Here is a 21,097-nt window from a genome sequence, read left to right as displayed (position 1 = left end):
TACGTTTTTTTATAGATACTATTGTATTGGCGGGCGAGATTAGTACCTGTACTGCTAGAAGGGATATAAAAGAAAAGACTCTAGCATCTCAAGCTGATCGCTTTTATGCCAGAGTCTTTCACTCTTATGCTAAGTACTAATGATTAGTATTTGCTTTTTGATTCTTTACGTTTTCCAGAGAAATCACGGAAGCCACCGCCATTGCTGCTACGCTCACCACGATCACGACGCTCACCACTGAATCCGCCTTCACGTCTTCCGCTGCGTTCGCCGCCACCATATCCACCTTCACGTCTTCCACCGCGATCACCACCACGGTATCCACCTTCACGTCTTCCGCCACGATCACCACCACGGCTTCTTCCGCCACGGTCGCTACGACCTTCACCTCTTGCTTCACCAGATACTTCGATACGTACTTGACGACCGTTGTAATCTACACCTTGGAATCCTTGGAATACTTTTTCTACTTCTGCATCTTGAACTTCGAAGAATGTGAACACGCCTTTCAAATCAATTTTACCGATTGATTTTCCTGAAATATTCGCATTGTTACAGATGAAGCCCAACATATCTCCACGAGAGAATTCATCTACAGAACCTAAGTTCATAAATAAACGCGTGTAGCCTTTTGAACCTTCACGTGAACGACCATCACGTCTATCACCGCGGTCTTCACGACCACCGTCACGCGCTTCGATATTTAAATCAGGTGCATTTTTGTAATAATCCAAGAAACGGTTGAACTCAAGAGAAGCGAATCTTTTGATGATATCTTCTTTTGAAAGTGACTCCAAATTTTCCATAATTGCAGGCAAGAATGGGCTGATTTGTTCGTCGTTTACTTCAACATTTTCAATCTTTTTAACGATAGAAAATAATTGTTTTTCGCAAACTTCAGCACCTTGAGGTACTTGTTTTTTCTCAAAAGGCTTACCGATGATCTTTTCAAGATGACGGATTTTGCTTAGTTCTTTTACGTTTACCAAAGAAAGTGAAATACCAGTTTTACCTGCACGGGCTGTACGGCCTGAACGGTGTGTATAGTTTTCTGTTTCATCAGGTAAAGAGAAGTTAATAACGTGAGTTACATCACTTACATCAATACCACGAGCGGCTACGTCTGTTGCGATCAACAATTGTAAACTACGGTCACGGTAACGTTTCATTACTTTATCACGTTGTTGTTGGGACAAATCACCATGCAGTGAATCCGCATTGTAACCATCTTTGATCAACGCTTCAGCGATATCCTGTGTTTCGATTTTTGTACGACAAAATACGATACCAAAGATATCAGGGTTTGAATCCACAATACGTTTGAACGCAGCGTATTTATCTTTTGCTTTGATCAAATAATAGTGGTGTTCAATGTTGGCGTTACCGGTGTTTTTTGTTCCTACAGTAAGCTCAACTGGATCGGTCATATAATTCTTTGCGATACGACGTACCTCAGAAGGCATTGTCGCCGAAAATAACCAAGTTTTTTTCTCGTCAGGAGTTTCTGACAAAATGTTGTTGATGTCTTCTTTGAAGCCCATATTGAGCATCTCATCCGCTTCATCCAATACAACATATTTTACATTTGAAAAATCAATCGCATTTCTGCCGATGATATCCAACATACGACCTGGGGTCGCTACTACAATTTGCACTCCACGTCTAATTTGACGTAGCTGGTCTGAGATATTTGCACCTCCATATACAGCAACAACATGTACGTTGTCAACGTATTTAGCAAATTTTTCTAAATCTTTTGAGATTTGTAAACATAATTCCCGAGTAGGGCAAAGAATTAATGCCTGTGGGTGTTTTTGAGAAAAGTCTAATTGCTCTAATAATGGAAGACCAAATGCCGCGGTCTTTCCTGTGCCAGTTTGGGCTAATCCGACAAAATCGTCGTTACCAGTCAATAAAACAGGAATGGCTTTTTCCTGAATTTCAGAAGGTTTTTCGAAACCTAATTCTGAGATGGCATTAACAACTTCCTCACGGATTCCCAGTTCTAAAAATGGGTTCATGAAATATTTTATACAATAGGCACTATTGCCTAAGGCGTTGCAAAGGTAAGAATAATATTGGAATAAACAAATAATTTAAATAATTGATTTTTAAGGTGATCTGATTCTTTTATACCAGGTGATAATAAATTGAGCGCTGTTATATAGATTTAGCTCACTTTGAAAAGTATTATTTCGAATGTGAAACTATTTTATATACCTACAGTTTCTTTATTCATTTATTAATAGAAACTTAATATTTCAACCTTAATTTTGGTATTAGCATGAATCAAGGACCAGTTGTACATCAGCGTTGGCTACAAGCTATTAAAGAGTTTAACGATACTTCCGCTTATGAGGAATTGTATCGCTATTGCTGGAAAGATCTTTATCAGCACGCTGCCCGTCGGATCCTAGACCGACAGGATGTGGAGGATATTCTACAGGAGCTGTTTGTCCAGTTTTGGGAAAGGCGGCATACAATCGACATCCAAATGAATCTCCCAGCATATTTGAAAGGAATGCTCAAATATAAAATTATAGACTTTTTTAATTCCACCAAAGCTAAAGATAAATTGTTGGATCATTGGAGCAAGCATATTTTTGATTATGTACAGGAACATCCAGAGGATCTCAAAACATATCTAGCGTTAGAGAAATTGTTGGAGGAAGAACTCGAGGTTATGCCCCATAATATGAGACAGGCACTTTTATTGAAGTGGGAACATTTATCCATTCGAGAGATTGCTACACGTATGGGGCTGTCTGAGCAAACGGTCAAAAATAACCTTACGGAAGCATCCAAACGACTACGGAAAGCTATTTTGGGCTATCAACATGTTCAAAACGGTAGTTTTAGCCTTCTTTTGGTCTTTATGATAGACGAGCTCGCTAAGTAGCTTACCCACCTTGCCACATTCCTATTTTCTGAACTTTGATCCTTTAACAATTCTTTCATACAACATTAACTATTTCTTGAAGTACTTTGGGGCTTTTTTGCGGACTTGTATATAAACAGCAGGCATAAAAAGTGAAAAGAAGAATTTTTGAATCCTTAATCTATAGATACCAGCATAATAATGCGAACAAGGCTGAGAGGTCCCTGATTGATTGCTGGTATGATACGCTTGATCGGGAAGAACTTTCTGCAGGGGAGGTAGATGAGGTTCGATTATGGAATAATATACAGCAACGTATTGGAAGTACTGCGTCTAAAAGATCAGTGGGTCGGAGCATAATCTACTGGAGCGGAGCGGTTGCGGCAAGTCTACTGTTATGTGTTGGCGTTTTATTTTGGACAAAGCAGCATGATCTGAATTTCTCCCAAAGAGAAGCGAATTTAAAACCCGGTTACCGGATTTTTGAAACAGGGGCCTCACAACGTAAGCGGATATTTTTGGCCGACGGATCAACCGTTGTAATGAACGCATATTCCAAAATTAAATTGGATACCGTGTCTTACAATAGGCGTGATCGAGTTGTGGAGCTTATGGCTGGAGAGGCCTATTTTGAGGTCAAGAAAGATTCCACAAAAGCTTTTGTGGTGAACGCCCGACAAATACAGATAAGGGTGCTGGGGACCTCTTTTACCATGAAAAACTATGCGGAATTGGATGATATATCGGTGTCTGTATTTACAGGTAAAGTGCAGGTTACTGCCGATAGCAATCCGCTGGGTGTGCTGACCCGCGGCGAACAGATCCGTTATACCAAAAATAACCACAATAGCCATCAGGAGACTTTTGATCTGACGACACGTAATAGCTGGATTGAGGGAAGAGTCTATCTTAAGCAAAGCAGTTTTGAAGAATTGGCACTGGCGGTCAAAAATATCTATGATGTGGATATTAAAACTGACGATCAGCGGATTGCCCAACAACGGTATAGTATGCCGATATCAAAGCAGCTGTCCTGGACGGCAACCCTGGAAAGTATCAAAGCAATTCATCACAACAAATCAAGGAAGGAGGGCAGGATAGTGCATATTTACTAATTCGGGGATAAAAAAAGAGAGCTGACGACGGCCATCGTCAACTCTGCATCATGTACCATTTGGAGATGGTATAAATAATATATACAACAACTTAAGAGATATTATATACGCATACAAATTTATGAAATTTAAGCAATACGTTACGCAAAACGATATTAAGTTTATGATAAGGACATCGTTGGTAGGTCTATTTCTTTCGATCGTGTCGGCCGAAATGCTCTTAGCTTCGGGCGCATACGGGCAGTTACTCGATAAAAAGATTACAGTTTCTTTTAGTGAATCTAATATTCCGGCGGCTTTCGAACGTTTGGAATCCCAAAATATACATATCGCTTTCGATGCAGCGAAATATAATCTGGCAGAGAAAAAGGTAAATGCCAAAATTTTTAAAAGTAATAGTGTCCGCGATGTCATGCGTTATCTGCTCAGGGAGACTGACCTGATGGCTCATGACAACAGTGTCTATATTACATTAGTCGAAAAACCGGTACAGCAGAATGGGTATATTTCAGGTAAAGTTATTGATGATCGCGGTCAGCCTTTGGCTAATGCCAGCATCAAACTGATCGGTACCAATAAATCAACACAGAGCGGTATCGATGGGAGCTATCTTTTGAATGCTGAACCGGGAACCTACATATTGGAAGTCAGTTACCTATCTTACCAGACCCAACGTATTGAAGGGGTCAAAATACAGTCCGGACAACGGACAGGGCTAAACATTGCCATGAAGACGCAGGTAAATGCGCTAGAGACGGCAGTTGTCAATGTATCGTTTAAAAAAGCTTCCGTAGCCGGTCTGTATGCGGCGCAAAAAAACGCAGCGTCGGTGACGGACGGAATATCCGCCGAACAGATCGCACGTACACCGGACAATGATATGGGGCAGGTTTTAAAACGTGTTACCGGATTGACCACTGTTAATAACCGGAACGTCATTGTGCGGGGGATGTCCGACCGCTACAATCAGGCCATGTTGGACGGTGTGGTGATTCCGAGTACTTCGCAGAATAGACGGGATTTTTCCTTTGATATTATACCGACAGAAATGGTGAGCTCGGTGGTGGTCAATAAAACGGCAACACCGGATGTATCCGCTGAATTTTCGGGCGGACAGGTTTCGGTGAATACGATTGATATTCCCGATAAGGATTTTATGACAATACAATATGGGATAGGTGGTAATTCCCGTACAACAGGCAAAGACTTTTATCGGCTGGGGGAACGGCATACGAGTGAATATTTCGGTTTCTTTGACAAATCGTCTAAAATGCCCGATGGAATAAAAACTTGGCAGTGGAATAGTCGGGCGATACAATTGGATGCGCCTCCCGGTTATATTTTGACTGATCCTGAATTGAACAATACCCCTTTAAATCCAACGGAGTTTGGCGATGTCGTGAAGTATAACGATTTGGATGCTATCGCACAGTCCAAGCGTTTTAATAATGATGCGTTGCGGCAATATAAGTATAAAGCATACCCCAATCAGAATATGCGTTTTTCGCTTGGACGGGTTTATGAATTAAATAATGAACAGCGATTGGGGTTTGTGGCATCCGCAAATTTTAGAAACGAACAAAACATCATTGCATTTAATAATGTACGTAATTCGATAAGTATTAATAATTATATCGATAGTGTAGGTGTCGGTGACAATGGAGCAGGAACATCCTATCGCTTCAATAGCAGTGGCGGATTAATGGCCAATATAGGCTGGCAGGGGCAAGCTTTTAAAGTTTCCTTAAAGAACATGTATGCACGTACGTACAGTGATATCTATAATGAATCTATTCAAAAACCCTATAGTGATTCTAATCCTGAAGTAAGCAAACTGATTTATCAATTGCCTGAAGCAATGTCTTTGCAACAACACCAATTGGTTGGAGAGTATCAATTGCCGTGGGAAATAAAAGCTGAAGGAATGATTACTGTTAACAAAATCAAACAGCAAATTTTAGATGAACGAAAGCTTTCCTATAGGGTAACTACTACGATAGATAATATTCCTTATTTTCAAACCCCTGGGTTATTAACTCATCGTAGTTCATCTGTGGCGGGGATTTTCAGGGACTCGCGAAGATGGACAAATATTGATGAAACAGATTATAATTGGAGTGCTGCATTTTCGCGAAAATTCGGCGAAAATATAGCTGTTCCAACGTTGGTGAAATTCGGCTATCAGGCTTGGTCGAAGAAGAGAGCATTGGATTTATTCAATTTCGTCCCTTGGACGAGAGCATGGACAGAAGGTACTACGAATCAATTGCCTCCAGCGATAGAAATTCCTTATGATCAGGTATTCAGCGCTGCTAATATAGGCAATGGAAACGGACAGGCCTATTACTACGCAGATGCATTGGGCGGTCGATATTATGATGGTAAAATGTCTTCACAGGCAGTGTATCTGATGGCAGATCAGATGCTATGGCATAAATTGCGTTTGGTATATGGTGTGCGTGCGGAATATTTTAATTTAAACTCTAAGCAGGAAGAATTATATAGGAGAACTTATCAGGATGAGCCAGATCCCAATGACGTCCAGAGGCATCGTTTCGGTGTAAAAGAAAATAATTGGCGGTTTTTACCCTCTATTAATGTAACCTATAAGGTAACATCCGATTTCAATATTCGAAGTAGTTACTCAAGGACGGTAGTTAGGCCAGATTTTAGAGAAGTTGGCATGTTTGCCATGTATGATTATGAGTTAGACGGTTACGTCTATGGAGAACAAGTTAAATCCACGTTGATCGATAATGTAGATCTTCGATTTGAATGGTATCCATCTCCGGGTGAAATAATTTCAATAACAGGATACTATAAATACTTGGATAAACCCATAGAACTTGTTCATAGTGGGGGGAACACGTATACTTTTGCTAATATGGAAAATGCGAAAAATCTTGGACTTGAAATGGAGATTAGGAAAAATTTGACATTTCTATCGGACAAGGACTGGTTAAAAGACCTATTTATATATGCCAACGGAACACTGCTCAAATCGAAGGTTAATGTCTTAAGTCATTGGCAATGGATTAATAACCCCGAAACTCAAGTTGCTGAGCGTGTTCAACAACGCTACCCCAATCAAGATAGACCACTTATGGGGCAGTCACCTTGGTTATTGAATTTAGGTGTAGGATACTGGGGTGAAGTTTTCGGGGTAACAGCAAGTTATAATCATCGGGGGTATCGTACAAATTTAGCTAATGTTAATATGAACAATGTCGAATATGAGTTGGCTCCAAAACAATTGGATGCACAACTTTATACACGTTTTCTAAAGGGCAAGATGGAAGTGAAATTCAATATGGCCAACCTATTGGATGAATGGACGCGATATTATATGAATATTCAAGATTATGACCAAGATGATACAAAATTTTATGTGTTGAAAAAAGGTAGATCTATAAAATATAATAAAGAAGAAGGAGATATTATTACCTATCGAAGAAGAGAGGGGCAAAGGTTTAATCTTTCTGTTAGCTACAGTTTTTAACGCTCAAGTACTAAAATCAATTAAAAAAATGAAAAGATTACTGTTATTACTTGTTCTTTTTGCGATTACATTGGCTTCATGTAATAAGGATTCTGTAAAGTTCCAATCAGATTTGAGTGCTGGTTTGCCCAACAAGCCCCAGGCAACGATTCCGACAGATGCTGCTGGTATCATTACTAAAACAACGTTATCCGCGGATACTGTTTGGAAAATCGATGGTGTTGCTTTTGTAAGACCAGGTGTTACATTGACTATTGAAGCGGGGACTTACATTACTTCTGGTGTAGATAAAGCATATTATGATGAAGTTACAGGATTGATACATAATATAAAAGGCGTTTTGGTTGTCCCGAAAAAAGCTAAATTAATTGCTAATGGAACTGCTGCAGCACCGATCGTATTTACTTCTCCAAAGGCAGCAGGATCTCGTAATCCCGGGGACTTTGGTGGTGTTGTATTATTGGGTCGCGCAATCACGAATCAACCAAGAACAAGAAGAATTGATGGAATTCCTCGGCCTGTCGGTGTAGATGTGACTTATGGCGATATAAATTCTGAAGATAATTCAGGTTCACTAAAATATGTGCGTATTGAATTTGCAGGTTATCTTTTGAATGATGAAAGTCTAACTAATGGATTGACTTTAGCTGGTGTTGGTAGTGGTACTACCTTGGAAAATATTCAGGTATCCTGCAGTAGATCTGACGGCTTCGGTTTTTATGGCGGTAAAGTAAATGCAAAATATTTAGTCGCACTTTCCAATGCAGATGATGATTTTGATTTTACTCATGGTTATAGCGGATCAATTCAATACGCTTTATCATTAAAGGATCCAAATCAGATAAATAGTACCTCTAGTGGTAGGTCGGATTCAAATGGTCTGGAGTCTGATAACGAAGGTACCGCGCCATATTCGGCTACGCCTAAGACGCGTCCGGTATTGAGGAACTTTACATTTTTGGGTATCAAGGATACAACTATAGCCGCTGTTAAACTGAAATTTGGTAACTGTTGGCGAAGATTGTCAGAATATGATATCCAAAATTCAATTATCGCAGGTTATGCAACAGGTGTCTCATTCCAACATGGTGCAACAGGTACTTTCACAGGTAATGTTGTACATGCTTATAGGGTTGCCTTTAGTGGAGCTATTCCTGCCGGAAACCAAACTGATGTTTCAGCGGATGCGACAACGTATTTGAAATTAGCGGGTGGTGCTAATATCTTTTATTCAACAATCCCATATCATCCAGCTGCTTTGAGACCGATGCCAACTTCACCTGCGTACGGTGACGGTAGTACTACATACAAAGGTGCATTTCATCCTTCAACACCTCCGTGGACTGTTGGTTGGACTCAATTCGCACCAAAAACTTATTAAAAGAATTTAAAAGTAAAAAAAATACCTGCGCGAGGCAGTTTCATATCACTCCTAAATAATGTAAAAGAGTTCCGGGTTTGTCCAAGTCGCACAACAGGGAAATAAAATAGAAAAATACAGAAAACGGGTGATTGAAAACAACTATGCAACCTTATGAAATGCTATCCCATAGGGATGCATAGTCTAAAAAATGATCTTGTGATGGCAAAACTAGTAATTATTTAACACAAAATGAAAAAAATCTTAACAGTAGCAAGCGTATGCGCAATCGCATTGGCTTCTTGTAACAAAGACAACGTAGGACCTAATTCAGATTTGAATGCTGGTTTGCCAAACAAACCTCAGGCAACGATTCCAACAGATGCTGCCGGTATTATTACTAAAACTACGCTTTCTGCAGATACCGTTTGGAAAATTGATGGAGTTGCTTTCGTAAAACCGGGTGCGACATTGACGATTCAAGCGGGTACTTACATTACTTCTGGTGTAACTAAAGCATACGATGACCAAATCACCGGAATAACGCAAAATATCAAAGGCGTTTTGGTTGTACCTAAAACAGCGAAATTAATCGCTAACGGTACTGCTTCCGCACCAATCGTATTCACTTCTCCAAATGCAGCAGGATCTCGTAACCCTGGTGATTTCGGAGGTGTCGTATTGTTGGGTAGCGCAACTACCAATCAAGCTGCCACACGGAGAATCGAAGGGATTCCTCAACCTGTGGGTGTAGATGTTACTTATGGTGGTACAAACGCTGCAGATAATTCAGGCTCATTGAAATATGTGCGTATTGAATTTGCGGGTTACAACTTAACTGCTGACAATGAGATCAACGGACTAACTTTAGGTGGTGTTGGTACTGGTACTACCTTGGAAAATATTCAGGTATCTTGGGGTAAAGATGATGGTTTTGAGTTCTTTGGCGGTACTGTAAATGCGAAATACCTGGTAGCCTTATCGAATGACGATGATGACTTTGATTTCGATCATGGATACACCGGAACAATTCAGTATGCCTTATCATTAAAGGATCCTAATTCAACAAATAGCACATCAAGTGGTAGCTCGGATTCAAACGGTTTGGAATCGGATAACGAAGGTACAGCGCCATATGCAGCGACACCTAAGACTCGCCCAGTACTGAAAAATTTTACATTCTTGGGAATTAAGGATGCTACTGTAGCTGGTACAAAACTGAAATTTGGTAACCGTTGGAGAAGAGCTTCACAGTATGATATTCAAAATTCGATTATCGCTGGTTATGCAACAGGTGCAGCATTTCAGGATGGTGCAACAGGTACTTTTACAGGTAATGTTGTACATGCTTATACTGCGGCATTCAGTGGTGCTACACCAACAGGAAACCAAACAAATGTGTCAACAGATGCAACGACATATTTGAATTTAGCAGGAGCTGGAAATATTTTTTATCCAACAACATCTACATTTAATCCTGCTTTTTTAAGACCATTGTCAACTTCACCTGCATATGGTGATGGAAGTACAACTTATAAAGGTGCATTCCATCCGACAACTGCTCCTTGGACTGCAAACTGGACTCAATTTGCTCCAAAAACTTATTAATATTGATTATTTAATTGAGTGAGCCATACAATGGCTCACTTCTTTATCCTTTATAGATGATTAAAAATTTATTTCTCTGTTTTATAGCCCTTTGGGTTGGGGCGCTATTGTCTTCCTGTCAAAAAGGTGAACCTATTGTAGAAACTGAAGAACTAGCCCGGATTGCTTTTAGATCCTATAGCACTGCGTCGGTGGATGTAAAAAGAGTAACGATAGATGGAAAAGTTGCTAATCCAAGCGATGCTAATTTTATTTTTCTACGAAATAAAGATGCCGATTCTTCATCGGTCGTTGCATATAATAGTAATGATCAGGTCGTCCTAGAGCAACGGCTTCCGCTCAAATCAGGATTAAATACCTTTGGTGTACATAGTAAAAGTCCCATTGATCCGTCACTCGTTGTTGGGCCAAATCCCTTAGGAGATAATGTCGAATCGATTCCGGGTGTGAGGCAAGTAAAGATCTTAAATTATAATAAAACAATTTCACCTAATGGTGAGCCAATTCGATTGGCAGTTTATCAAGGTAAGCCTGTCTATGATGAAAGTTGGGGAATGGATATGGTCAAGTATGACGAAAATCCAATCCTGATTACCGACTTGATATCAGATAAAATTCCCGAAGAATTTATCAAAATACCGATTGACGCTACTTTTGTGCCAAAGGCGCAAGTATTAGATAAGGATTTAAAACCGATCCTTATAAATGGACAAAAAGTCTTTTTGTTTTTTAATTTTTCGGTAGATATCGGTATTGTATATCTCCCTCAAAAAGAATCCGATGCATCTTTTGATGTTGATGCATTCTCAGAAATTGGAGGGATAGGCTATGGTTTAGATAATATCTGGCTACAGAAATAAAACTCATTACAAAACAAACACAGATACCTGTCAACACTTACATCAATGGTAAGCCATTAATTCAAAAAAATAGTCACTATGAAAGGCATCAATGCTATAAAACATCGCAATTTATTTGCTATCTCCCTGAAAATTCAGGGAGATGTAGATCAGTCCGTTGATGCGGCTGCGCTGCTAGCCTTACGGAATGAAATGGCGGAGCTGAATGAACTTTATCGGCAATATTTGGAACTGTTGCAGCAGCTGGAAGACATCGTGCAGGACTATGAATCGAAGGAACGAACCATTCGTTCGAAAATTTTGTCTCCTTCTCTTCGCAAATTAGCCAAAAATGGACAGACTGGAGCCGATCTACGTATGATCATCACCTCATTAAATTCTTGTGCACACTGATAAAATTATTTTTCGGTCTTATCCTGTGGACTCACTTCGATAGGTATTACCTGATAAGTACTTCCTCTATATTTGGGGGATAAAATGTTCGTCTTTTCTGTTGTATTGACAGTACCCTTGACTCTGGTGTTGTTTTTATCGCTAATTGTTCGTAACACTTCCCGGATCAATGGATCTCTGATGTCACCTATTGGGGCCAAAGGTAAAAAGGCAAACTCGTCGATCTTGGTAGAAGGAGTAATTCCGTTGCTATAATCTCCTTGTCCCATTTTATTGTATATTTTATAGATCATGGGAATCAAATGCCAAGCACGTTCAGTGCCATGAATTTCCTCAGGTGTAGATAGCGTGGTCGATGCCATATCTTTTCCATAGGTTTTATCGCCAACCTGTACAACCTGTACATAGGGATGTAATCCATTAATTAACATTTCGGACGCGGATGCCGTGTTTGGCCCTGTGAGCATATAAATTCTTTTTAAATGTAAACCTTGTTTTAGAACATCTTTTGCTGAAAATGAATAGCCATCGGGCTGACCTTGCAGTGCTGCTGCGAAGCTGTCTTCTCTATTTTTGATATTTTTGTTGCCTTGGTATTTGGCAAAAATGTCGTTTTCCTTGATGTCTGCCAATAAGAGTGCGCAAAATGAGGCGAAAGCAACCTGTCCACCGGGGTTATAACGTAAATCGACAATAAGTTCTTGTACCTGTTGGGACTTGAAATTTTGGACCTCTTCCAATAATGAATATGCCCCACTAAAGTCAAATTGACTTAAAAACATATAGCCTACCCTGGGGGAGGAGGAGATGAGTTTAGCGGTATAGAGGACGGGCTGCGAAATATAGGAAGAAGGCAGATGAAATATTTTGCCATCGTTTCGCGTCAAATGCATTGCCGGTAAAAGCAAGGATTTGCTTAGTAGCGATTTCAGGTTGCTGTGGCCGATGGGCTCGTTGTTGATGTGGCTTATGCTGTCTCCTCGTTTGAGTCCCATTAAATCTCCTTCGCTGAAGGGAACAATCTGGGTGATCAGTTGGATGGTTTTACCGGTTGTTTGGAGTTGTACCATATCGAACCCAAAAGTGTTCGTCAGGGTATTGCCATAGGTGTCGCTGTTAAGTGTCTGTAATATGCTGGAATAATGGTCATCTGGAAATAAGATGCTTTTGAAAAATAGGTCTGGAGATTGTTGGTAATCATTTGTTTGTGTGATTTGATCGTTCCAGTAATAATAGTGCCGCATTTGTGCCATTGTCCATTCATTGATCGCTTCATTTGATCCTGGTTCCTTCAATGGTGGATCTTTTTCACAAGAGGAAAAGATTAACGAAAAGAAAGCCAACACAAGAGCATGGGGTCTACGCATTTTTTAAATTTTGCTTTATTAAAAATACGTATTATGTTGTTTGTTTGGAAGTTATCTTTTTGTTGCTCAAATGTTTATTTACTTTAAATAGGGGGAGCTTTTTACGTTTACATTACCAAAGAATAAGATTTCGATAAGAAAAGGAGTAATAAAAAAGGCATCACCGTAAAGTGATGCCTTTGGCTTGTATAAATCAAAGAATATCGATTAATAAAGAGTGAACTCTACGCGACGGTTTTGTTGACGACCATCGGCGGTTTTGTTCGATGCGATCGGTTGGTCAGGGCCATAACCTATCGCTTCAATACGTGATGCATTAGCACCTTGAGATACTAAATAGGCTTTTACCGATTCAGCGCGTTCTTTTGATAAACGCATGTTCAATTCACGTGAACCTGTATTGTCCGTATGACCTGCTAATTTTAAGCTGAAGTTTTTCTCGATCAATAATTCCGCTACTTTATTCAATGTAGCATATGAAGTTGGACGGATGGTTGCTTTTCCTAAATCGAACTCTAAATTTTTGATTGCGTCAGCAACAACTTTTCGGTCAGCTTCTGTTACAACAACCTTTTCAACCACTCTAGTTTCGTTTTTCACAACGATTGGACAACCTGCACCGTCTACTTGTACACCTGAAGGTGTGCCAGGACATTTGTCATACTTATTAGCTACACCATCACCATCATCATCTTTCAGGTCACTGTTTAGTCCGTCTAATTGATTTTGTAGCGCTTGGTTTTTAGCATTTAAAGCATCATTTTGCGCCTTAAGATCATCATATTTTACCGTGTAGTCATTCACTAAAGTAGCGACTGGATTTGAATTGTTCAAAGCTGGTTTGCTACTGCTACCCAATGCAAATTCTAAACCACCATGGATGTAAGTAAACAAGTCATTCTTATATTGACCACCTTGAATACCGTCAAAGTTTTGGTTAACCCAATTTAACTGATAACCCAACTCGAAGTTGATCCCTTTCGCAACAGCAAATTTGAAACCCATGTCCAATGGTACATATATTTTAGAAATACCATCGGCTTCTTGAGAAGTAGAACCTGTTGTCAACGTTGTTTTGCTGTTCATCACACCAACACCAATTGACGCATAAGGTTTGATGAAACTGTTAAAGAATCTCCAGTTGGTATTGGCCGCTTGGAACTCTCCTGACAATGCAGCAGACCAAGGTGTTTTCGCTTCAAAAGATTGTGTTCCATCTTTAAATGCTCCACCTGTTTTACCACCGAAGTAGCTCGCTTTAATGCCAAAAGAAGGAGATATTTGTTTCTTGATATAAGCACTATATCCCAAGTTCCATGCTAAGTCATCGTATCCTTCGCGATTAAAACCAGCAATGTTAGTTTGGTTTGTCACTCCGGCACCGACACCAATAGACCATGTTCTGTATTGTGTAGCTGGTCCAAATGGAGTTGTTCCCTCAATGGATGATACCTTCGCATTTTGAGCAATTGCATTATTGGCAAATAAGCCCGCTGATGCTAGAGCAAGTACTAATTGTAATTTTAGTTTCATATAATTTGTGTTTGTATAAACCGATGCAAAAGTAATAAGTTAAAAATTAAATTCACTATAGGTTTGTAGTTGAAATATGACATTTGGTAAATAAAAAGGTGTTCCTGTTTAAAAACACCTTTTTACTAGTGTAATTTGTTAGTTATTAATAAAGTGTAAATTCAACACGGCGATTCTGTTGACGACCCGCTGCATTTTTATTAGATGCAATTGGTTGGTCTGGACCATATCCAGTTGCTTCGATACGCGACGCATTAGCACCCTGAGATACTAAATATGCTTTTACAGACTCAGCACGCTCTTTTGATAAACGCATATTTAATTCACGTGAACCTGTATTGTCGGTGTGACCTGCGAGTTTTAAACTAAAATTCTTCTCGATCAATAATGCAGCAACTTTATTCAATGTTGCATACGAAGTGGAGCGAATAGTTGCTTTACCTAAATCGAATTCTAAGTTCTTGATAGCTTCAGCAACAACTTTTCGATCTGCCTCAGTAACCACTACTTTTTCAACAACTTTAGTTTCGTTTTTCACAACAATTGGACAACCCGATCCGTCAACCTGAACACCTGAAGGTGTACCCGGACATTTATCATATTTGTTGGCAACACCGTCACCGTCGTCATCTTTTAGATCATTGTTTAGACCATCTAATTGACCTTGCAAAGCTTGGTTTTTAGCATTCAATGCATCATTTTGAGCTTTCAGATCATCGTATTTTACTGTATAGTCATTCACAAGGGTTGCGACAGGATTTGAATTATTCAATGCAGGCTTGCTGCTGCTGCCTAAGGCGAATTCTAAGCCGGCATGTGCGTAAGTAAATAAGTCATTTTTGTATTGTTGCGGCGGAGTTGTGTTGTAGCGGTTGTCAAATCGTTGGTTTGCCCAATTCAATTGATAGCCCAATTCAAAGTTAATGCCTTTGGCAACAGCGAATTTTAAACCGAAATCTGCCGGTACAAAGATTTTGGAATAAGAATCTCCATATTCGCCTTTGTTACCGCCAGCGATTGCAGCAGTTTCAGCATTCATTACCCCAACACCAATCGATGCATAAGGTTTGATAAAGCTGTTGAAAAATCTCCAATTCGTGTTGGCTGCTAAAAACTCACCAGATAAGGCAACCGACCAAGGTGTTTTGGTTTCGAATCCAGTTTGCTTATCACTGTTATCATAGCCAGCTGTCTTTCCGCCAAAATAAGTTGCTTTCAATCCGAATGATGGTGAGATTTGTTTCTTGATATAAGCACTATATCCTAAATTCCAGTCTAATTTGTCATAACCACCATTGTTAAACTTGGCGATATTCTGCAAGCTTGTTACACCGGCCCCTACACCGATAGACCAGGTTCTATATTGTGTTGCCGAGCCTAATGGAGTTGTGCCTTCGATTGATGCTTCTTTTGTGCTTTGCGCAAAGGATGCGGTGGATAAAATTCCTGCCGCAACAAGTAATCCTGATTTTTTAAGGCTAATTTTCATAATGCGTGTTTGTAAAATTATCTACTATAATACTGTTGTTAAATTAACTCACTGAACACTCTTGCAATAAATTTGCCAAAAATTATTTGGTTACTCTACACGCCCAAAAAAGTTTGGCACCTCAATTTCAAAAGCCAGATGCTTAACAATATTTTCTGTAAAAATGTTTTGGAAAAAAGTTTTTCTGCTTTTTGTGATCAAAATAACATCGACATCTTCATCCCGGATAATGGTATGGATACCGTTAGCAATATTCTCTCGTGAACCTGCAAAATAACTTGGCGATTTGATGATATAGGAAATATCCTCGATACCAGTTTCAGCGATGATTTGTTCAATCCAATTTTCAAGCTTTTCTCCTAATATATTGATTTCTAGTTCGTTTTTATTGATATGGATAAGTTGTAAATGGAAATTTTTCCCATACAATGGTATCGCTTGTTTAAGCACTTCAAGTTCACCGGGTTTGAAATTTGTCAATAAAGCAATGTTGTCATTTTTGAATTTTATCGCGTTTTTTGGGATAGCTAGAACAGGGATCTTCGACTCTTTAATGACATCATATGTATTGCTTCCAATCAATACAGATTCAAGTCCGGTCACTCCTTTTGTACCCATAATCACCGTTTGATAGATCTCTTTTATCTCTTGTTTATCCAGTGTTTCAGCTAAAATACCGTTAGCAAATAAGGTAGAAATTTTAAGCGAAGGATATTCCTGTAGAAGTTCAGCTACAAGTTTTTCCATCTGATAGCGAGCTTCTCCCTCGGTGGGGTCTACTAAATGCTTCGCATTTGCAAATTTGTTGATATGTGAAGTGAACGAATGAAATAGTGTGATTTCATTATTAGATATCGCAGCAATCTGAGCGGCATAAAATGCGGCAACTCGTGCGTTTTCAGAATAATCTACTGGTATTAATAGTTTAGACATGGCAATAAGGTTATGCTTTAGTAAAAAATATTGGAACTAAGGGATGACTAAATAATGCTTTTGCAACGGAACGCGTAAATACACGTTCAAAGAACGATTTTCTCGATCGTGTCACCAATAATATGTTGATCTTTTCCTCATGGATCATCTCATTAATGACTTCCGGAACTGTATCTAAGTCCTCAATGTCGCCTTGTATTGAATCCACTTCTATAGCAATATTGGTCACACCAATATATTTTTTGATCTTATATTTCCATACTTCAAGCTTGTCTTCGATTCTGCTTTCTGATGAATGATCGTAGTGAACATGCATTAGTTTTAGTTCAAAGTCTTTGCCGATAATGTTGACAAAATCCTGCACGGTCTGTACCTCTTCTTCTTTAAAATTAGACAATAAGCCAACTTTGTCGATAGGTGTAAAGGACGCTTCAGTTGGAATGGCCAAGACAGGTATTTTGGCTTTTTTGCTAATGACATAGGTCGTGCTGCCAATAAGTTGGCTATCGTCATTGGTGATGCCTTTAGTCCCCATGATGACAAAATCAAATCGACTAGGAATGGCGAGCTCCGGTAGCGTTTCTGTAATCATACCGCGCTCACATTGTGTTGTTATTTCAAGCGTAGGATGCTTTAATTTTATTGATTCTGCCAGATTTTTGATAAGGATATCAGCTTTGAATGTTGGAGAATTAGTCTCATTACGGCTGTTTTCTTCCTCAAATACTGCAGAAGCTGAAGTATAATTGTGGTAAAGATGGAGAGAATACCCCTTTTCAAGAGCAAGGTCCACTGCGTAATTTACAGCATTATTAGAATGAGCCGAAAAATCTACCGGTAGTAGAATGTTTTTTTTCATTAGAAGGAATTTAATCAACAAAATCTAATCTTATTTATTTTGCATTTAGGGAATGTGCGTGAAAGTGTACTTGATTCCCTATTTTACTATCAAATGTAATAAAACAAATGTAATTGTGAATGACCTTAAGTCAAATAGTTTTTGTTGTTTTACGTGTTGAATTTGACGAGCTTTAGACAAATATGAATAACGAATAACACTTTTAAAATGTTGTATTTAATATCAGTTTGTGATTTCTGTCACATCTAAAATAAGTGTACCCTAATTGTCTGTATGTTATCTCCTGATTTTTTTGTTTGAAAAGTCAATATTGAAGTTTTGGTCGTTTAGAGAAAACAGTCGTTTCAAGGTCAATATATGGAATTCTACATTGCATAACCTACCAATTTTGAGTAAGTTTGCACATATTTTTAGATAATTAAATGACAAGTAGAGAAATTCGTCAAGCCTTTCTGGACTTTTTTAAAAGTAAAGGGCATCAGATAGTACCTTCAGCACCAGTAGTTGTAAAAAATGACCCGACATTAATGTTTACCAATGCGGGGATGAATCAATTCAAAGATTTGTTTCTTGGTGAAGCACCCATCAAATTTCCGCGTGTTGCCGATACGCAACGTTGTTTGCGTGTTTCTGGCAAGCACAATGATTTGGAAGAAGTCGGGATTGATACCTACCACCATACATTGTTTGAGATGTTAGGAAATTGGAGCTTTGGTGATTACTTTAAGAAAGAAGCTATTGCTTGGGCTTGGGAGCTGTTGACAGAAGTATATAAATTAGACAAAGATCGTTTATACGTCACTATTTTTGAGGGGGATGCAAAAGAAGGCCTAGAACGTGATATGGAAGCTTTCGATTTCTGGAAAGAATGGATTGGTGAAGATAGAATTCTCCTTGGTAACAAAAAAGATAATTTCTGGGAAATGGGCGAGACAGGACCTTGTGGACCTTGTTCCGAAATCCATTTCGATATGCGTAGTACGGAAGAGCGCGTACAGACTTCAGGGCAGAGTTTGGTCAACGCAGACCACCCTCAAGTAATTGAGATCTGGAACCTTGTCTTCATGCAATTTAATCGATTGAAAGATGGTTCACTTCAGTCGCTACCAGCTAAACATGTGGATACGGGAATGGGCTTTGAACGTTTGGTGCGATGTATACAGGGTAAGACCTCCAATTATGATACAGATGTATTTACGCCTACCATTGATTTTATTGCTGAGAAATCAGGTATAAAATACGGTATAGATGAAAAGTCTGATATTGCCATGCGGGTAGTGTCTGATCATATTCGTGCGGTCAGTTTTGCAATTTCCGATGGTCAACTGCCATCCAATAATAAAGCCGGCTACGTGATCCGTCGTATTTTACGTCGCGCAGTACGTTATGGGTATACCTTTTTAGGCTTTAAGACTCCTTTTATCAATGAACTTGTGCCTGTATTGGCCGCTCAGTTCGCCGGAGTATTTGACGAATTGGTTCAACAGCAGGATTTTGTGCAGAAAGTAATCTTAGAAGAGGAAGTTTCATTCTTAAGAACGTTGTCTACGGGCGTCCAACGTTTTGAAAATTATGTGGAGGACCATACCATAATCAATGGGGATTTTGCTTTCGAATTATACGATACTTATGGATTCCCGATCGATTTGACGGAATTGCTAGCGCGCGAAAAAGGTTTAACAGTTGATATGGAAGGTTTCAACCAAGCACTTCAAATTCAGAAAGATCGTTCTCGTGCGGCCACTGCTATAGATACGAGTGATTGGGTTGTGGTAAATGATGAAGAGGGATTTGAATTTGTAGGCTATGATGCATTGACTGCTGTTACTGAAGTTATTAAATACCGTAAAGTTGTTGCGAAAAATAAAGAGCAATTCCAATTGGTGCTTTCTGTTAGTCCTTTTTATGCTGAAGGTGGTGGCCAGGTAGGCGACTCTGGAGAATTGGTCTCCGAAGAAACTGGAGAAAAGATTTATATCACAGATACGAAAAAGGAAAACGGTCTATTTGTACATTTTACAAACAAATTGCCGCTGGAATTGAAAGGAACATTTGTTGCACAGGTCGATAAAGCCAAAAGAATCGATACCGAAAATAATCACTCCGCAACCCATTTGTTGCACGCTGCCTTAAAGCAGGTGTTGGGAAGTCACGTGAATCAAAAGGGATCGTTGGTCAACGCTGATATTTTGCGCTTTGATATCTCTCATTTTGCAAAAATGGCAGAAGAAGAGATCAAACAGGTGGAAGATATTGTCAATGCCAAAATTCGTGAAAATATTCCATTGAAGGAGGAACGAAATGTACCTTATCAACAAGCATTGGATTCGGGCGTAACAGCACTATTTGGTGAGAAGTATGGTGATTTTGTTCGTGTAATCACCTTCGAAGATCAATATTCTAAAGAATTGTGTGGTGGTACACATGTCAGTGCAACTGGTCAAATAGGGTTTTTCAAAATCGTTTCGGAATCTGCTGTAGCAGCTGGTGTACGTCGTATAGAAGCAATTACTGGAACTCGTTCTGCAGCTGTTATCCGTGAACATTTCGAATTGGTTCACCACCTGAAAGAGCTCATGAATAATCCGAAGGATTTTGTTTCTGCACTGGGTAAAATCATCGATGAGAATGGCGCTTTGAAAAAAGAGGTAGAGAAAAGTATTACAGAAAAATCCTTAGCGTTAAAGTCAGATCTGGAAGCAAAGATCCAGCAGGTCGGCGAGATTAATTTCTTGTCCACAATTGTCGATCTACCGAGTGCAGAGGCGGTGAAAACCTTGGCTTATGCCGTGAAGGGTGCCGTTAATAACTTGTTCCTGGTGATCGGTGCTGAATTTGATGGTAAGCCAAGTTTGACTGTTGTCATATCAGACGAATTGGCCAAAGAAAAAGGGTTGAACGCAAGTAATATTGTGCGTGATTTGGCTAAGGATATCCAAGGTGGTGGCGGTGGTCAGCCGTTCTTCGCAACAGCTGGAGGTAAGAACCCAGCCGGATTAAAAGGTGCAATTGAGCGAGCAATAGATTTCTTGAAATAAATTTTAGGGGTAGTTGAACAGGCTACTTAGCTAAACTAGGATGTAAATAGATGATTTTATTTCCTAAATATACAATACGAAGCCATCAGATTTATTCGACTTCTTCCTTGGAAGATCCGAATAAATCTGATAGTTTTCACGATTCTTTAAGCTGCGACATGTAGC

General features: G+C 39.4%; 14 protein-coding genes. 8 read left to right on the top strand and 6 right to left on the bottom strand.

The features are described from left to right. Window positions 1-143: 143 nt before the first annotated feature. Entirely contained in the window at window positions 144-2,021 is a 1,878-nt protein-coding gene (locus A9970_RS17205; protein ID WP_075991675.1) for a DEAD/DEAH box helicase, read from the bottom strand. Between the two features lie 263 nt (window positions 2,022-2,284). On the opposite strand from A9970_RS17205, the gene A9970_RS17200 reads away from it, so the two are divergent. The 7 genes from A9970_RS17200 (at window position 2,285) to A9970_RS17170 (ending at window position 11,713) form a co-directional block, all read left to right on the top strand. Further along, a complete protein-coding gene (locus tag A9970_RS17200) occupies window positions 2,285-2,899 on the top strand; it encodes an RNA polymerase sigma factor (RefSeq protein ID WP_182983201.1) in 615 nt (204 codons plus the stop codon). A 131-nt stretch (window positions 2,900-3,030) separates the two neighbouring features. After that, the gene (locus A9970_RS17195; protein WP_182983200.1) at window positions 3,031-3,993 is read left to right on the top strand and encodes a FecR domain-containing protein; all 963 of its coding nucleotides are present in this window, start codon (window positions 3,031-3,033) and stop codon (window positions 3,991-3,993) included. Window positions 3,994-4,156: 163 nt separating this feature from the next. Continuing rightward, entirely contained in the window at window positions 4,157-7,492 is a 3,336-nt protein-coding gene (locus A9970_RS17190) for a TonB-dependent receptor (RefSeq protein WP_259655422.1), read from the top strand. A 28-nt stretch (window positions 7,493-7,520) separates the two neighbouring features. Further along, window positions 7,521-8,873: a hypothetical protein gene (locus tag A9970_RS17185; protein WP_182983198.1), complete on the top strand. Its 1,353-nt coding sequence runs from the start codon at window positions 7,521-7,523 to the stop codon at window positions 8,871-8,873. A 231-nt stretch (window positions 8,874-9,104) separates the two neighbouring features. Beyond that, on the top strand, window positions 9,105-10,460 hold the full coding sequence (locus A9970_RS17180; RefSeq protein ID WP_075991678.1) for a hypothetical protein: 1,356 nt from the start codon (window positions 9,105-9,107) through the stop codon (window positions 10,458-10,460). A gap of 56 nt (window positions 10,461-10,516) precedes the next feature. Continuing rightward, a complete protein-coding gene (locus A9970_RS17175; RefSeq protein ID WP_182983197.1) occupies window positions 10,517-11,320 on the top strand; it encodes a hypothetical protein in 804 nt (267 codons plus the stop codon). Window positions 11,321-11,398: 78 nt separating this feature from the next. Beyond that, window positions 11,399-11,713 carry a hypothetical protein gene (locus A9970_RS17170; protein ID WP_153845000.1) on the top strand — a complete coding sequence of 105 codons (315 nt, stop codon included), beginning with the start codon at window positions 11,399-11,401 and terminating at the stop codon, window positions 11,711-11,713. A 5-nt stretch (window positions 11,714-11,718) separates the two neighbouring features. Here A9970_RS17170 and A9970_RS17165 read toward each other — a convergent pair whose 3' ends face one another. From A9970_RS17165 to A9970_RS17145, 5 genes are all read right to left on the bottom strand, one after another. Beyond that, complete coding sequence (locus A9970_RS17165; protein WP_182983196.1) at window positions 11,719-13,080, bottom strand: S41 family peptidase; 1,362 nt, start codon at window positions 13,078-13,080, stop codon at window positions 11,719-11,721. A gap of 207 nt (window positions 13,081-13,287) precedes the next feature. Beyond that, the gene (locus tag A9970_RS17160) at window positions 13,288-14,613 is read right to left on the bottom strand and encodes an OmpA family protein (protein ID WP_182983195.1); all 1,326 of its coding nucleotides are present in this window, start codon (window positions 14,611-14,613) and stop codon (window positions 13,288-13,290) included. Window positions 14,614-14,758: 145 nt separating this feature from the next. After that, window positions 14,759-16,102 (bottom strand): OmpA family protein, encoded by a 1,344-nt coding sequence (locus A9970_RS17155; RefSeq protein WP_120336541.1) that lies wholly within the window; start codon window positions 16,100-16,102, stop codon window positions 14,759-14,761. 90 nt (window positions 16,103-16,192) lie between these two features. Further along, entirely contained in the window at window positions 16,193-17,035 is an 843-nt protein-coding gene (locus A9970_RS17150) for a universal stress protein (protein ID WP_182983194.1), read from the bottom strand. A gap of 10 nt (window positions 17,036-17,045) precedes the next feature. After that, on the bottom strand, window positions 17,046-17,894 hold the full coding sequence (locus A9970_RS17145) for a universal stress protein (RefSeq protein WP_182983193.1): 849 nt from the start codon (window positions 17,892-17,894) through the stop codon (window positions 17,046-17,048). Between the two features lie 422 nt (window positions 17,895-18,316). Between A9970_RS17145 and alaS the strand changes: the two genes are divergently transcribed. Then, entirely contained in the window at window positions 18,317-20,932 is a 2,616-nt protein-coding gene (gene alaS / locus A9970_RS17140) for an alanine--tRNA ligase (RefSeq protein WP_182983192.1), read from the top strand. The last annotated feature ends 165 nt before the right edge of the window (window positions 20,933-21,097 follow it).

Source organism: Sphingobacterium sp. UME9 (assembly GCF_014170215.1).
Classification (GTDB): domain Bacteria; phylum Bacteroidota; class Bacteroidia; order Sphingobacteriales; family Sphingobacteriaceae; genus Sphingobacterium; species Sphingobacterium paramultivorum.
The sequence above is the reverse complement of the archived record's forward strand: the minus strand, read 5'-3'. Positions and strand labels throughout refer to the sequence as shown.